We start from the raw sequence: 15,471 nt of genomic DNA on the forward strand, positions 1-15,471 counted from the left end.
ATCACGCACCCTTCACGGAGGAGCGAACCAGGACCACGCCGTTCTTGGGGCCCGGGATGGCGCCGCTGATGAGCAGCAGGCCCTTCTCGGTGTCCACGGCCTGGATCGTCAGGTTCTGAACAGTACGACGGTTGCCACCCATGCGGCCGGCCATGCGCAGGCCCTTGAAGATGCGACCGGGGGTTGCGCAGGCGCCGATGGAACCGGGCTTGCGGTGGTTGCGGTGCGCACCGTGGGAGGCGGAAACGCCGGCGAAGCCGTGACGCTTCATGACGCCGGCGAAGCCCTTGCCCTTGGTGGTGCCGGAAACGTCGACGGACTGGCCTGCCTCGAAGGTGGCGGCGTCGAGTTCCTGGCCGAGCTCGTAGGAGTCGTGCTCGGAGGTGCGGACCTCGGCGAGGTGGCGACGGGGGGCAACCCCGGCCTTCTCGAAGTGGCCCTGCAGGGGCTTGGTGACCTTACGGGAGTCGATCTCGCCGAAGCCAAGCTGGATAGCGGAGTAGCCGTCGACCTCTTCGGTGCGAACCTGGGTGACGACGTTGGTGCCGACCTGCACGACAGTCAGGGGCACGAGGTGGCCGTCGGCGTCCCACACCTGGGTCATGCCGATCTTGCGGCCGAGCAGCGCCTTGATGGGCGCAGCAGCGTGCTGCTTCTTGTTAGTCATTGCAGATGTCCTCAGAGCTTGATCTCGATGTTGACGTCCGCAGGCAGGTCGAGGCGCATGAGCGAGTCGACGGCCTTGGGGGTCGGGTCGATGATGTCGATGAGCCGCTTGTGCGTGCGCATTTCAAAGTGCTCGCGGCTGTCCTTGTACTTGTGGGGCGACCGAATAACGACGAACACGTTCTTCTCGGTCGGCAGCGGCACCGGGCCCACGACCGTGGCGCCAGCACGCTGTACGGTGTCCACGATCTTGCGCGCGGAGCTGTCGATGACCTCGTGGTCATACGACTTGAGCCGGATGCGGATCTTCTGTCCCGCCATGCCGTCTTACCTCTTCTCGTACAGATTCGCCGCCGGTCCCCGCACTCGGGCGTGTCGCAGCCGTTGTGCTCGCGATTGCTCGCGATGGACCGACGTCTTGTCCAAAGATCTTGGGCATATTGCCCGATCCATGCGTGATGGCACGCATGGACCACCCCAGAGACGCTGGGGCATCCGTGCCATTCTGTCAGAGTTCCACCCGCGAGTACAAACCCAGGGAGCCGTTCTCGCATGTGAAACCACCGACAGAGTGGCGACAGTTCGGGCCGGGGCTACACATGGCAGCCCGACCGTCACCAAGAAACTACCGTACCCCGCACTCGGGCGTGTCGCAACCGGGCATTGGTCACAACGAAGGGACGAGGCCGTGGCACAGCCGCGCGAGTACGCGGTGTTGCGTGGATCAACAGGGACCACTCCCCTCACGGTGGTCACAGAGCTCACAGACCGGTGGCACGCGCTGCGCGCACCAACGATGCCGCGCATCGGGTTATCCGAACCACCGATAACAGCGAAGGGCCCCGCCTCTAACAAGAGGCGGGGCCCTCAATGCCGCTGGATCAGCAGCGAATCATATCTGAGTAGAACTCAGCAGGTGATTCACTTGATGATCTTGGTGACACGACCGGAACCAACGGTGCGGCCACCCTCACGGATAGCGAAGCCGAGGCCGGGCTCCATGGCGATGGGCTGAATCAGCTCAACGGAGATCTCGGTGGTGTCGCCAGGCATGACCATGTCGGTGCCCTCGGGGAGGGTGATGACGCCGGTCACGTCCGTGGTACGGAAGTAGAACTGCGGACGGTAGTTCGAGAAGAAGGGGTTGTGGCGGCCGCCCTCTTCCTTCTTGAGGATGTAGACCTGGCCCTCGAACTCGGTGTGGGGCGTGATGGAGCCGGGGACGGCCACAACCTGGCCGCGCTCGACCTCGTCGCGCTTGGTGCCACGGAGGAGCAGACCACAGTTCTCGCCAGCCCAGGCCTCGTCCATGGACTTGTGGAACATCTCGATGCCGGTAACCGTGGTCTTCTGGGGCTCACGGATACCGAGGATCTCGACCTCGGAGTTGATGGGCAGCTTGCCACGCTCAACACGACCGGTGACGACGGTGCCACGACCGGTGATCGTGAAGACGTCCTCGATCGGCATGAGGAAGGGCTTGTCCATGTCGCGCTCGGGGGTGGGGATGTAGGTATCCACCGCGTCCATGAGCTCCTCGACCTTGGCAACCCACTCCGGGTCGCCCTCGAGGGCCTTGAGAGCGGACACCTGGATGATCGGGGCGTCGCGGTCGAAGTCCTGGGACTCGAGCAGGTCGCGGCACTCTTCCTCGACCAGTTCCATCATTTCCTCGTCGTCGACCATGTCGGACTTGTTGAGGGCGATGAGGATGGTGGGGACGCCGACCTGACGGGCGAGCAGGACGTGCTCGCGGGTCTGGGCCATGGGGCCGTCGGTGGCGGCGACCACGAGGATCGCGCCGTCCATCTGGGCAGCGCCGGTGATCATGTTCTTGACGTAGTCAGCGTGGCCGGGGGCGTCAACGTGAGCGTAGTGACGCTTCTCGGTCTGGTACTCGACGTGGGAGACGTTGATCGTGATGCCACGATCGCGCTCCTCGGGAGCGTTGTCGACCTGATCGAAGGGGGTGTACTCGTTCAGATCGGGGTACTTGTCGTGCAGCACCTTGGTGATAGCTGCCGTCAGCGTCGTCTTGCCGTGGTCAACGTGACCAATCGTGCCGATGTTGACGTGCGGCTTGGTGCGCTCAAACTTGGCCTTCGCCACTTGTGTCCTCCTGGACTCGGGTAGATATTCTCAGCCTACGGCTAGGTGTCAGCTTAACACCACTGGGGCTTGAGACCTACTGGGTTTACTTGTGTGTGAGGCGGCTCGCAGGGGCAGGTCACCCTGCCCCACGAGCCCCCGGTGGGACTCAGTTGCCCCGAGACTTGCCGACGATCTCATCCGCGACCGCGCGCGGAACCTCGGCGTAGCTGTCGAACTCCATGGAGTAGACAGCGCGGCCCTGCGTCTTGGAGCGCAGGTCGCCCACGTATCCGAACATCTCGGACAGCGGCACCTGAGCCTTGACGACGCGGACGCCGTGCTGCTCATCCATCGAGGAGATCTGGCCACGACGGGAGTTGAGGTCGCCGATGACGTCGCCCATGTACTCCTCGGGAGTACGAACCTCGACGGCCATGATCGGCTCGAGGAGGACGGGGTTCGCCTTCTTGGCGGCTTCCTTCAGCGCCATCGAGCCAGCAACCTTGAACGCCATTTCGGAGGAGTCAACCTCGTGGTAGGCGCCGTCCAGCAGCGTGGCCTTGATGTCGACCATCGGGTAGCCGGCGAGAACGCCGGACTGCATGGCGTCCTTGATGCCCGCGTCAACCGACGGGATGTACTCGCGAGGAACGCGGCCACCGGTGACCTTGTCCTCGAACATGTACTCTTCCTCGGAGTCGGCCGGGAGGGGCTCCAGGGCGATGATGACACGCGCGAACTGGCCGGAACCACCAGTCTGCTTCTTGTGCGTGTACTCGTACTTCTCGACCGCCTTGCGGATGGTCTCGCGGTAGGCAACCATCGGGTTACCCACGTTGGCCTCGACCTTGAACTCGCGACGCATACGGTCGACGATGATGTCGAGGTGGAGCTCACCCATACCACCGATGATGGTCTGGCCGGTCTCGGCGTCGAGCTCGACGGTGAACGTCGGGTCCTCTTCCGCCAGCTTCTGGATGGCGACGCCCATCTTCTCCTGGTCGGCCTTCGACTTGGGCTCGACGGCGACCTGGATAACGGGGGCGGGGAAGGTCATCGACTCGAGGACGATCGGCTTGTCGATCGCGCACAGCGTGTCACCGGTCGTGGTGTCCTTGAGGCCGATCACCGCGTAGATGTGGCCAGCGTGTGCCACGTCGACGGGGTTCTCCTTGTTGGAGTGCATCTGGAAGATCTTGCCGATGCGCTCCTTCTTGCCCTTGGTCGAGTTGAGGACCTGGGAGCCGGACTCGACCTTACCGGAGTACACGCGGATGAAGGTGAGCTTGCCGTAGAAGGGGTGAGCGGCGATCTTGAACGCCAGAGCCGAGAAGGGCTCCTTTTCGTCGGGCTTACGAACCTCGGTCTCTTCCTCGGTCTCAGAGCCGGGGAGGAAGCCGTGAACGTCGCCGATGTCGAGCGGGGAGGGCAGGAAGTCCACGACGGCGTCGAGGACGGGCTGCACGCCCATGTTGCGCAGAGCGGTACCGCAGTAGACGGGGAACGCGCGCGAGGAGATGGTCAGGAGGCGGATGCCTTCCTTGATCTGCTCGAGCGTGAGCTCGCCGTTCTCCAGGTACGCCTCGGTCAGCTCGTCGGAGCCCTCGGCGGCGGCCTCAACGAGTGCCTCGCGGTACTCCTCGGCCTGCTCCTGGTACTCCTCCGGGATGGGGCCGCGCTCGACGATGGAGCCGAGCGTGTCGTTGCCCTTGTCGTCCTTGGCCGGGTAGGTCAGGGCCTCCATGGTCAGCAGGTCGATGTTGCCAACGAAGTCGTTCTCGGCGCCCATCGGGAGCTGCATGACGATCGGGGTCGCGTGCAGGCGGTCGCGAATGGTACCAACCGAGAAGTAGAAGTCGGCGCCCATCTTGTCCATCTTGTTGATGAAGCAGATACGCGGGACGTCGTACTTGTCGGCCTGACGCCACACGGTCTCGGACTGGGGCTCAACGCCCTCCTTGCCGTCGAACACGGCGACGGCGCCGTCGAGGACGCGCAGCGAGCGCTCAACCTCAACGGTGAAGTCAACGTGACCGGGGGTGTCGATGATGTTGATCTGGTTACCGTTCCAGAAAGAGGTGACGGCGGCGGACGTAATCGTGATGCCGCGTTCCTTTTCCTGTTCCATCCAGTCGGTCGTCGAGGCGCCATCGTGCGTCTCGCCGATCTTGTAGTTGATGCCCGTGTAGAACAGGATGCGTTCCGTCACGGTCGTCTTGCCGGCATCGATGTGAGCCATGATGCCAATGTTGCGGACCTTGTTGAGATCCGTCAGCACCTCTAGTGCCACGAGTGTGGTTCCTTCGTTCGAAGTAATGGGTGTTCTTGCTGCGTGAGACGAGGCCCGGTTGCCCAGGCCTCGTCTTTAAATCACCAGCGGTAGTGCGCGAAGGCGCGGTTGGACTCAGCCATCTTGTGCATGTCCTCACGGCGCTTCACAGCGGCACCGAGGCCGTTGGAGGCGTCGAGGATCTCGTTGGCGAGACGCTCGGTCATGGTCTTCTCGCGGCGCTGACGCGAGAAGTCAACCAGCCAGCGCAGGGCCAGCGTCGTGGCGCGCGCGGGGCGAACCTCGACGGGGACCTGGTAGGTCGCGCCGCCGACGCGGCGGGAGCGGACCTCGAGGGCCGGACGAATGTTCTCGAGAGCGCGCTTGAGCACGGAGACGGGCTCCTGCTCGGTGCGCTCGCGAACGGTTTCAAGTGCGCCGTAGACGATGCGCTCGGCGACGGTCTTCTTGCCGTCGAGGAGGACGCGGTTGACCAGCTGGGTCACGACCTTGGAGCCGTAGACCGGGTCATCGACGAGGGGGCGACGGGGAGCGGGGCCCTTACGAGGCATTACTTCTTCTCCTTCTTCGCGCCGTAACGGGAACGAGCCTGCTGACGGCCGCGGACACCCTGGGTGTCGAGCGAGCCGCGGACGATGCGGTAACGCACGCCGGGCAGGTCCTTCACACGACCACCGCGCACGAGCACGATCGAGTGCTCCTGCAGGTTGTGGCCCTCACCGGGGATGTACGCGGTGACTTCGATGCCGGACGAAAGGCGCACACGAGCGACCTTTCGCAGAGCCGAGTTCGGCTTCTTCGGCGTGGTGGTGTACACGCGGGTGCACACGCCGCGACGCTGGGGGGAGCCCTTCAGCGCGGGGGTCTTCACCTTCGCGCGCTTCGAGACACGTCCCTTGCGGACGAGCTGCTGAATGGTAGGCACTGGGTCTCCAGTTTCTTTCCGTCGGCGGCCTCCCCTCACGTCGAGGGGTGGCCCTGATTGTCAGTCTTCCGCGACTGCGCAACCCCCATGTGGGCACACGTGTCCGCTGGGGGCCGGTGCGCCATGATAACCGCGAGGGTCAGAGAATGACGCCCGGAGCTCCGACGGACGGAGCCCGCTCCCGGTTTCCCGGGCACAGAGGTTCCACAGAGGCGGGAACCACCCTCAAGGATAGTGGGAAACGTCGCCGTTCGTCAAAGGGGCTGACGTGTGGTTCCCCCCTCATCGACGAGGCCGGGGCCGGGCACCGCTCGCAGTGTGTCGTCCCGCAGTGTGTCGCCCCGCAGTGTGTCGTCCCGCAGTGTGTCGTCCCGCAGGGCCGGGCGTCCGATGCGCACAGGTCGGCGCACACCGTGTTCACAAGCGCACGGAGGGGCCCGCAGGCGCTTGCCTGCGGGCCCCTCCCCTACGAGCCAGCGATGCTCACTGCCACCCGAGGGTCATGCACATTCCGGTTGTTCCCGGATCGGTCACTTCTCCGCCTTGTCAGCCCCGGCCTCGTCGATGGAGGCGGCGGGCTCGACGGTGATCACGGCTTCGTCCTTGCGGGCGCGGTAGCGACGAATCGCCACCAGCTCAAGTCCGAGGAGCGCCAGGATCGCGGCGCCTGCCACCACCCAGGTGATGTACTCCCAGGTATTGCGGGTAACCTCGGGCTGGCCGTTCTCGTACATCCACGAGTTCGCGACCGTGTAGAGGATGTTGTGCGAAGCGTTACGCAGCGCGGTCACACCCGCGGCATCCTGCACGTTGACCGTCGCGATCGGCATGTCGATCGTCGCGAGCATCAGGTCGCCACCACCGCGCGTGATCTGGTCGGCATTCTGGTATCCGTAGCCCGCGAAGTAGTCGGTGAGGACCATGCCGCGGAAGCCCCACTCGTCGCGCAGGACGCCGTTCAGCAGCGCCGAGTTCGCACCCGCGTACTCCGGACCGATGTAGTTGAACGCGCTCATGATCGCGTGCGCGCCGCCGTCCTTGACGCCGATCTCGAAGGGACGCAGGTAGATTTCGCGCATTGCCTGCTCGTTCGTCCAGGTCGCCAGCATGTGCGTGCGGTTGGTTTCCTGGTCGTTCAGGGCGAAGTGCTTGAGGAAGGCGTACACGCCCCTCGCCTGGGCGCCCTTGATTTCCTCGGCGACCAGCGTTCCAGCCAGGACCGGATCCTCCGAGAAGTACTCGAAGTTACGTCCCGCGTAGGCGTAGCGGTGCGTGTTCGTTGCCGGCGCGTACCAGCCCGAGACCTGCATGTCGTGCGCCATTGTGCCGATTGCGTCGCCGAAGGACCGCGCGAGCTCCTTGTTGAAGGTCGCCGCCACGGACACCGCGGACGGCAGGCCGATCGAGCCGACGCCCGTGAAGTTGTTGTTCAGCGAGGCCGGGCCGTCCACGTCGGAGACGCGCAGCTTGCCGATCGAGGAGATCGCCGGGGAGCCGTAGCCGCCCTTGGAGATGAGTGTGTTCATTTCCTTGACGGTGAGCTGGTCGAGGAGCTGATCCCACGTCGGGTCGTCGTAGTCGAGGCCAGCGAGGTCACCCAGGACGAGGCCATTCCTGGCACCCGTGGTGGGCATCGTCGCGCTGGAGTCAGCATCGGCGGCCGCCGCGTCATAATTCGAGGTCGCAAGGAACTTCGCCTTATCGGCCTCGCTCATCTCGAAGTTCGTGGGGGCGGCGGTCGACTCCGCAAAGTTGGCGAAGTGGCCGGCGCGCGACAGGTAGGTGACGTCACCCTTCGCGTCGTCGAAGCGGTTGGTCGCCACGACCTGGTCACCGTCGTGCGTGTTGTCCGAGGTGTCGAAGGTCTGCGTCGCGCCCACCGTGTACGTCTTCTCGTCGATGACGTCGTGCGAGTTGGAACGCGCGGAGATCGTGTAGTCGCCGGCCTCGAGCACGTAGGCCTTCGCATTCACCGAGTCGTAGGAAGCGAGCGCGTCACGGTTCCACGTGACCGTCAGCGTCTGGGACTCACCGGGCTCCAGCAGCTTCGTCTTCTCGTAGGACAGCAGGTTCGCCGCAGCCTTTTCGATGCCGCCGTCCGTGTAGGGCGGGTTGTCGTAGATCTGCACGACGTCCTTACCGGCGACCTGGCCCGTGTTCGTCACGGTCACGTCAACGGACATGGTACCCGTGGCCTCGTCGACCGTGATGTCACTCATCGACTGGGAGAACGTCGTGTAGGACAGGCCGAAACCAAACGGGTAGACAACCTCGTTGCCGTAGTCGATGACGCCCTCAGCGGCGGCCGTCTCGTACCAGCGGTAGCCGACGTAGATCGACTCGTTGTAGTTCACGAAAGACGGCTGCGTCTGAGTGCCCTTGTTGAAGGGGTCATCCTGGGCGAACTCCGTCATGTTCGTGTACTGGAAGTCGCCGAAGTTGTTGGCCGCGGGACCCGCCTTAATGTCGCGGGCGAAGGTGTCGGGGGTCTTGGCGGAGGGGTTCACCTCGCCGTCCAGGATGCGGCCCAGCGCGTTGAAGCCCACCTGGCCGCCGGGGATCGCCCACACGATCGCGTCGATCTCCGGGTCGTCCTGGAGGTCGCCCAGCTGGAAGGCGTTGGCGGCGTTAATGACGACGACCGTCTTCGTCGAGGTCTTCTTCGCCAGCTCGATCATGTCCTTCTCGGGACGCGTCAGCTCGAGGTAGCCCTGGCCGTCCTCGAAGTCCGCGTACTCCTCGGAGTTGTTCGTGTAGCTGAAGTACGGGTTGTCCGCCATTTCCTGGTTGACGTTGCGCGGCAGGTCGAAGCCCTCGCCGCCCGAGCGGGCGATCGTCACCACGGCGGTGTCACCGAAGGCAGTGGCGTTGGAGAGCAGGTCGTCAGAGTACTTATCCTGCGTGGGCTCGGGCAGCGACCAGTCGGCCTTAAACATGCCGACCTCGGGGCGCTCCGCGCGGTAAGAGGTGTACAGGTTCGTCAGCTCGTCGTTCGTGGTGAAGCCAGCGTTGTGGAGGCCGTCGAGGAGCGTCGTAGTGGGATTGTCCTTCGAGAGCGAGCCGGAGCCTGTGCCGCCGTAGATCGGGTTCGTCGAGCCCCAGCCCCACACGTTGATCGCGGAGCCCTTGGCGAGAGGCAGGGCACCGTTCTGATTCTTCAGAAGGACCATGCCCTCGTCCGAGATATTGTTGCCCAGTTCTTCCACCTGAGCCTTCGAGACGTCCGTCAGCGCGCCGGTGCCGGCAGCCAGGTCAAGCACCTTCTTGAAGCCGCCGTACATCATCGACACGACGGCCACGACGACCGCGACGAGCGCCGCGACCCAGGCCGTCGAGCGCGTGAGCTTGCGGGCAGGCTTGCCCATCTTGAAAACAGCGAGGGAGACGATGATGGCGAGCGCCAGCGCCGCGCCGATGACGATCAAGGGGACCTTGATCGACTCAACCATCTTCCACACATCAGACCAGTTGATGGAAAGCATTGTTGATGTCCTCTTTCAGCTTCGAAACCCTGCATCCCAGAGTCAGATCAGCTCCCTGTCCATCCCGTTTGTGTCTCCATAGACGTGGGTCGCCGCAGACCAGGGGCAGATGGGAACCGCCACCACCTATTCAACCGCACGGTCGCCCCTGCGCCGTGGGGCCTCGTGCGTTCTGTCGGATTCGCTGCACAATCTGTCAGGATGGGCAGCCTGACGCCCCGCGGACTTCGCCACCTACTCGGGAAGCGGCTCTCCCCGCCAGCCTCGTTCCCTGTCCGAGGTCGGGGCCAGCAGCTATTCATGCCCCAACGCCACGTCGGCATCAGCCCCGCCACCGACGAGTGACGTCACAGGGGATGCGCGAGGGCCCGGCCCCCTCGCGGGGACCGGGCCCTGTACCGTTGTCGACCGGATTTACGATCAGCGTGCGCGGCGCTTGGCCGCCACGAGGCCGACGCCGGCGACGCCGAGCAGGCCGACGAGCGCGATGGCAACGCCGGTGTTCGCGCCGGTGCTGGCAAGCTTGTTGCCGTCAGAGCTCTTGCCACCCGCGGGCTGCGGCTGCCCGGGAGTGGGCTGCGGCTGCTCGGGGGTCGGCTGCGGCTGCTCGGGGGTCGGCTGCGGCTGCTCGGGGGTCGGCTGGGGCTGATCGGGCTTCGGAAGCTCGGGGAAATCGCACGTCGAAGACGCCGAGGTATCGGACTCGGCGATGGCTGCGCCGCTCGTCGTCGTCCCCGAGATCTTCACGAGCGGCGTAACCTCAGCGCTACCGGTGATAAGGAACGAGAACTTCACCGACCCGTTGGCGGGAAGCTCGAGATCCTTGAAGGTAAGCACCTTGCCCGCGACCGTCGGCTCGGGGGCGCCGCTGGCCGACTGGGGAACGTAGGTGGCGTCGTCCGACAGTGTCGCAATGACCGTCTGAACCGACTTGACATCAGGGTTCGGGTTTGTGATCGTCACGCCGATGGTGCGCGTCGCGGTGGAGTCGGCGCCCGGCTGGGCGACGGCGCATGTCGCGGAGGACAGCGCGACCTGGCCCTTCGGCGAGAAGGAGGTGATGAGAGAGTAGTCGGCCGTCGTATTCGGCTCGAGGGTACGAGTCCAGCTCAGAGCCATGCCGTTGTCCCGGTTGTCATCGGCGTGGTCGAGCTTGTTGGGCAGCGGCTCACGGTCCTTGACCTTGTCCCAGACCTCGTTAAAGGAACTGTAGTAGTAGTTCGAACCGGCGGTCGTCGGGACGAACTGCTCGACTCGGCCACGATCCGTGTGCTGGCCGGTTTCCGGATCCTTCGCTCGGCAGATAACCGTTCCCGTGTTCGCGTCGTACTCACCGAAGCCGTAATCGTTGTCCTGGAGGTAGCAATCCGCCGCGTGGTAGAGAGTAAAGTCCTGAGCGGTATCCGAAATGTTCTTCACCGACGAGGTCGTCGCGTAGAAGTCATTGCCCGTTGAGTAGGTGTCCGTCTGCGTGATCTCGAATCCGCCGCCGCGAACGACAGTCGTGAGGACCCACGGATCGGCTTGGGTACCCGTTCCCGACTTCGTTTGCGAGACCGGCGTCCAGGCGATCGCCCCTGTGGACACCGCAGCACGAGACTTCAGCTCCCCCGGACCGAACAGCTCAGATCCCACAGCGAGGAACGTTCCACAGTCGGCTGGATCCGTCGCGGATCGAGAATTATAGAACTCGTTATAACTATCGCCCTTGTAGTTGATCGAGCAGTTGAGCGTGTCGGAGATGGCAATCCGAACGAGCGGTCCGTCCGCATCCTCAATCGTGGGACCAGCGGCGAGGGCCGCCAACGGGTTGAGAACGAGGGTCGCGGAGCCGAGCGCAGCAATGACCAGTTTCTTGGACAGGCGCATGAGGAGACATCCTTAAGCGTTGATGGATATGGTGCGGTCAATCTAGCATCCGCGTCGCAGCTTTCCAAATGGTTGAACTTGTCATGTTCGACCGTCGCAGCTGGCACTCGATCTGCGCCGCCGTTAGACATCCCCGGCATGCTCAGGGCGTGCAAGCAGATACGACAAAGGGCCCCGGCCTTGTCACGCTGTCACGGACGAGGCCGGGGCCCTCACGGGTGAACGATCCCGATTACTCGCGGAAGTTCATGCCAAAGTCGATGGCGCCCAGCGCGTCGAGGAAGTCCTCGGACACGGAGCCGTCACCGAAGTCGGCCTCGGAGTAGTTCGAGTTCGCCATGGCCTCAGCCGTCGGCTCGACGATGACGTCGTTGTAGCGCGACAGGCCGGTACCAGCCGGGATGAGCTTACCGAGGATGACGTTCTCCTTGAGGCCCACCAGGGAGTCCGACTTGCCGTTCATGGCGGCCTCGGTCAGGACCTTGGTGGTCTCCTGGAAGGACGCGGCACTCAGCCACGAATCCGTGGCCAGCGACGCCTTCGTAATGCCCATCAGCATCTGGCGGCCGGAGGCGGGCTGGCCGCCCTCGGCTGCGACGCGGCGGTTCTGCGTCAGGTACGCCATGCGGTCGACGAGCTCGCCCGGCATGAACGTCGTGTCGCCGGGCTCCAGGATGGTGACGCGGCGCAGCATCTGACGGACGATGACCTCGATGTGCTTGGCGTGGATACCCACGCCCTGGTCGCGGTACACCTTCTGGACCTCGTCCACGAGCATCTTCTGGGCGACGTTGCGGCCCATGATGCGCAGGATCTCCTTCGGGTCCAGCTGGCCCTCGGTCAGCGGGGTGCCCGCAGCGATGTGCTGGCCCTCCGAGACGAGGAGCTTCTGGCGGCGCGACACCTCGATGACCAGGTCTTCCTTGCCGTCGTCGCGGGTGATGATCACCTTACGAGCGCTCGGATCCTCGTCGTCGATGTGGACGCGGCCGGCGGCCTCGTTCATCTTGGCCTCGACCTTCGGGCTGCGCGCCTCGAAGAGCTCCTGGACACGGGGCAGACCCTGTGTAATATCCGCTGCGGAGGCGGCGCCACCGGTGTGGAAGGTACGCATCGTCAGCTGCGTGCCGGGCTCGCCAATCGACTGGGCGGCGATAATGCCGACGGCCTCGCCGATGTCGACCTGTTTGCCGGTGGCCAGCGAACGGCCGTAGCACTTCGCGCAGGTTCCGACCTGAGACTCACAGGTGAGCACGGAACGGACAACGATCTGCGCGACGCCGGCGGCGACGAGCTCGGCGAGCTGATCGTCACCCAGGTCGGTGCCTGCGGGCATGACGACCTCTCCGGCCTCGTTGACCGCGTCGCGGGCGAGGTTACGGGCGTAGGCGGTCGTCTCGATGGTATCGGACGCCTCCCACTCGCCGAACTCGTTCTTGTGAGCGATGTCGATCTTCAGGCCCGCGCGGGTGCCACAGTCGGCCTCGCGGACGATGACGTCCTGCGAAACGTCGACCAGACGACGTGTCAGGTAGCCCGACTCGGCGGTACGCAGAGCCGTATCGACCAGGCCCTTACGGGCGCCGTGCGTGGCGATGAAGTACTCGAGAACCGTCAAGCCCTCGCGGTAGTTCGCCTTAATGGGCTGCTCGATCAGCTTCTGCTTCGGGTCGGACACGAGGCCACGCATACCGGCGATCTGCTGAACCTGCGACCAGTTACCACGGGCACCCGAGTTCACCATGCGGTACACGGTGTTGCGCTCGGAGAAGTTCGCGCGCATATCCTCGGCGACCTCTTCGGTGCACTGCAGCCACAGCTTGACGAGCTCCTCGTAGCGGGTCTCCTCGAGGATGATACCCGTCTCGAACTGCTCGACGATCTCGGCGGCCTTGGCCTCGTAGCGGGCCAGGATCTCGCGCTTACGCGGCGAGGCCTGAATGTCGGAGAACGCAATCGTGATGCCCGACCACGTCGACCAGTGGAAGCCGGCCGACTTCAGGGCGTCGAGGCAGTCCGCGACGAGCACGTTCGGGTAGCGCTGCGTCAGGGTGTTCACGATGTTGCCGAGCTGTTTCTTGCCGACGACCTCGTTGACGAAGGGGTAGTCGGTGGGCAGCAGTTCGTTGAAGATCGCGCGGCCGAGGCTGGTCTCGAGGATCAGCTCGTCGCCGCTCTCCCACCCCTCGGGGGCTTCCCAGCCCTCGGGCGGCACGGTGCCGTCGGCGAAGCGGATGCACGCGGTCGCGTTCAGGTCCAGTTTCCCCGCGTCGAACGCCATCTGGGCCTCCGCCTGGCTGGAGAAGTACGGAACCACGGGGTTGCCGTCCTCGTCCTTCTCGACCGGGATCGACGGGTCGGGGTTCGAGGTCAGGTGGAACAGGCCGATGATCATGTCCTGCGACGGCATGGCCACGGGGCGGCCGTCGGAGGGCTTGAGGATGTTGTTTGTCGACAGCATGAGGATGCGGGCCTCGGCCTGCGCCTCAGCGCCCAGCGGCAGGTGAACGGCCATCTGGTCGCCGTCGAAGTCGGCGTTGAAGGCGCCACAGGCGAGGGGGTGCAGCTGGATGGCCTTACCCTCAATGAGCTGGGGCTCGAACGCCTGGATGCCGAGGCGGTGCAGCGTGGGCGCACGGTTGAGCAGCACGGGGTGCTCGCGGATGACGTCGTCGAGGACGTCCCACACCTCGGGGCGCTGACGCTCGACCTTGCGCTTGGCGGCCTTGACGTTCTGCGCGTAGTTCTTCTCAACCAGGCGCTTCATGACGAAGGGCTTGAACAGCTCCAGGGCCATCGCCTTGGGCAGACCACACTGGTGGAGCTGTAGCTGCGGGCCGACGACGATCACGGAACGACCCGAGTAGTCGACTCGCTTGCCGAGCAGGTTCTGACGGAAACGACCCTGCTTGCCCTTGAGCATGTCCGAGATCGACTTGAGCGGACGGTTGCCGGGACCCGCGACGGGGCGGCCGCGGCGGCCGTTGTCGAAGAGGGCGTCAACGGATTCCTGAAGCATGCGCTTCTCGTTGTTGACGATGATCTCGGGGGCGCCCAGCTCGAGCAGTCGCTTGAGTCGGGTGTTGCGGTTGATGACGCGGCGGTACAGGTCGTTGAGGTCGGAGGTCGCGAAGCGGCCGCCGTCCAGCTGCACCATGGGGCGCAGGTCCGGGGGGATCACGGGGATCTTGGTGAGGACCATCGAGGCCGGGGAGTTGCCGGTCGCGACGAAGGCGTTGATGACCTTCAGGCGCTTGATGGCGCGGGCCTTACGCGGGCCGGAGTCCGAGGCGATGGTCTGGCGCAGCGCGGCGACCTCGCCCTCCAGGTCGAAGGTCTCCAGGCGCTTCTGGATGGCGGACGCGCCCATGTCACCCTTGAAGTAGGTGCCGTAGCGGGCCACCATCGCGCGGTAGAGGCGCTCGTCGCCCTCGAGGTCGCCGACCTTGAGGTCCTTGAAGCGCTCCCACACGGCCTCGAGGCCGTCGATGTCGCCGTCGAAGCGACGACGGATCTTGGCCATCTCGCGCTCGCCCTGCTTGCGGGCGCGCTCACGCTCCGCCTGCGAGGCGCCGTCCTTCTCCAGGGCGGCGATGTCGGACTCGAGCTGCTCCGCGAAGTCGTTGATCGTGGCGTCGCGGTTGTTCTCCATCTGCTTCTTCTGCACCTCGAGTTCGGCGCGCAGTTCAGCCAGATCCTCGTGGCGACCCTTTTCGTCGACCTCGGTGATCATGTAGGCGGCGAAGTAGATGACCTTCTCGAGGTCCTTGGGCGCGAGGTTGAGCACGTAGCCCAGGCGCGAGGGAACACCCTTGAAGTACCAGATGTGCGTGACGGGGGCGGCCAGGTCGATGTGACCCATGCGCTCACGGCGGACGCGGGAGCGAGTGACCTCGACTCCGCACTTCTCGCAGATGATGCCCTTGTAGCGCACGCGCTTGTACTTGCCACACGCGCACTCCCAGTCGCGGGTGGGACCGAAGATCTGCTCACCGAACAGGCCGTCGCGCTCGGGCTTGAGCGTGCGGTAGTTGATGGTCTCCGGCTTCTTGACTTCACCGTGGCTCCAGACGGCGATGTCGTCGCCGGTGGCCAGGGTGATCTTCAGGCTGTCGAACGTTTTGGCGTCCAGCAAAGTTATCTCTCCC

General features: G+C 64.7%; 9 protein-coding genes. All 9 read right to left on the minus strand.

Annotated elements, in window-relative coordinates; all coding sequences use genetic code 11:
- Nucleotide 1: 1 nt before the first annotated feature.
- The 9 genes from rplC to QU663_RS08705 all read right to left on the minus strand — a co-directional run bounded on the left by rplC (nt 2) and on the right by QU663_RS08705 (nt 15,458).
- Nucleotides 2–667, minus strand: a complete 666-nt coding sequence (rplC, locus tag QU663_RS08665) for a 50S ribosomal protein L3 (protein ID WP_009058547.1) — start codon at nt 665–667, stop codon at nt 2–4.
- A gap of 11 nt (nt 668–678) precedes the next feature.
- A complete protein-coding gene (gene rpsJ, locus QU663_RS08670; RefSeq protein ID WP_003790631.1) occupies nt 679–987 on the minus strand; it encodes a 30S ribosomal protein S10 in 309 nt (102 codons plus the stop codon).
- Nucleotides 988–1,587: 600 nt separating this feature from the next.
- Nucleotides 1,588–2,775 (minus strand): elongation factor Tu, encoded by a 1,188-nt coding sequence (gene tuf / locus QU663_RS08675; RefSeq protein WP_021611041.1) that lies wholly within the window; start codon nt 2,773–2,775, stop codon nt 1,588–1,590.
- 148 nt (nt 2,776–2,923) lie between these two features.
- Complete coding sequence (gene fusA, locus QU663_RS08680; protein ID WP_021611040.1) at nt 2,924–5,047, minus strand: elongation factor G; 2,124 nt, start codon at nt 5,045–5,047, stop codon at nt 2,924–2,926.
- A gap of 80 nt (nt 5,048–5,127) precedes the next feature.
- The gene (rpsG, locus tag QU663_RS08685) at nt 5,128–5,598 is read right to left on the minus strand and encodes a 30S ribosomal protein S7 (RefSeq protein ID WP_003790637.1); all 471 of its coding nucleotides are present in this window, start codon (nt 5,596–5,598) and stop codon (nt 5,128–5,130) included.
- The gene (gene rpsL, locus QU663_RS08690; protein ID WP_003790639.1) at nt 5,598–5,972 is read right to left on the minus strand and encodes a 30S ribosomal protein S12; all 375 of its coding nucleotides are present in this window, start codon (nt 5,970–5,972) and stop codon (nt 5,598–5,600) included. Before rpsL ends, rpsG begins: the two co-directional genes overlap by 1 nt.
- A gap of 530 nt (nt 5,973–6,502) precedes the next feature.
- Nucleotides 6,503–9,454, minus strand: a complete 2,952-nt coding sequence (locus QU663_RS08695; RefSeq protein ID WP_021610900.1) for a glycoside hydrolase family 3 N-terminal domain-containing protein — start codon at nt 9,452–9,454, stop codon at nt 6,503–6,505.
- A gap of 420 nt (nt 9,455–9,874) precedes the next feature.
- Nucleotides 9,875–11,323 carry an LPXTG cell wall anchor domain-containing protein gene (locus QU663_RS08700; protein WP_304990553.1) on the minus strand — a complete coding sequence of 483 codons (1,449 nt, stop codon included), beginning with the start codon at nt 11,321–11,323 and terminating at the stop codon, nt 9,875–9,877.
- Nucleotides 11,324–11,555: 232 nt separating this feature from the next.
- Nucleotides 11,556–15,458, minus strand: coding sequence for a DNA-directed RNA polymerase subunit beta' (locus tag QU663_RS08705; RefSeq protein WP_021611698.1), 3,903 nt, complete (start codon nt 15,456–15,458; stop codon nt 11,556–11,558).
- Nucleotides 15,459–15,471 lie beyond the last annotated feature (13 nt).

It is taken from the genome of Schaalia sp. HMT-172 (assembly GCF_030644365.1).
Lineage (GTDB): Bacteria > Actinomycetota > Actinomycetes > Actinomycetales > Actinomycetaceae > Pauljensenia.

Coding starts and splice junctions, on each gene's coding strand:
- rpsG (WP_003790637.1), bottom strand. CDS start 5,598: ATGCCTCGTAAGGGCCCCGCTCCCCGTCGCCCCCTCGTCGATGACCCG.
- QU663_RS08700 (WP_304990553.1), bottom strand. CDS start 11,323: ATGCGCCTGTCCAAGAAACTGGTCATTGCTGCGCTCGGCTCCGCGACC.
- rplC (WP_009058547.1), bottom strand. CDS start 667: ATGACTAACAAGAAGCAGCACGCTGCTGCGCCCATCAAGGCGCTGCTC.
- QU663_RS08695 (WP_021610900.1), bottom strand. CDS start 9,454: ATGCTTTCCATCAACTGGTCTGATGTGTGGAAGATGGTTGAGTCGATC.
- rpsJ (WP_003790631.1), bottom strand. CDS start 987: ATGGCGGGACAGAAGATCCGCATCCGGCTCAAGTCGTATGACCACGAG.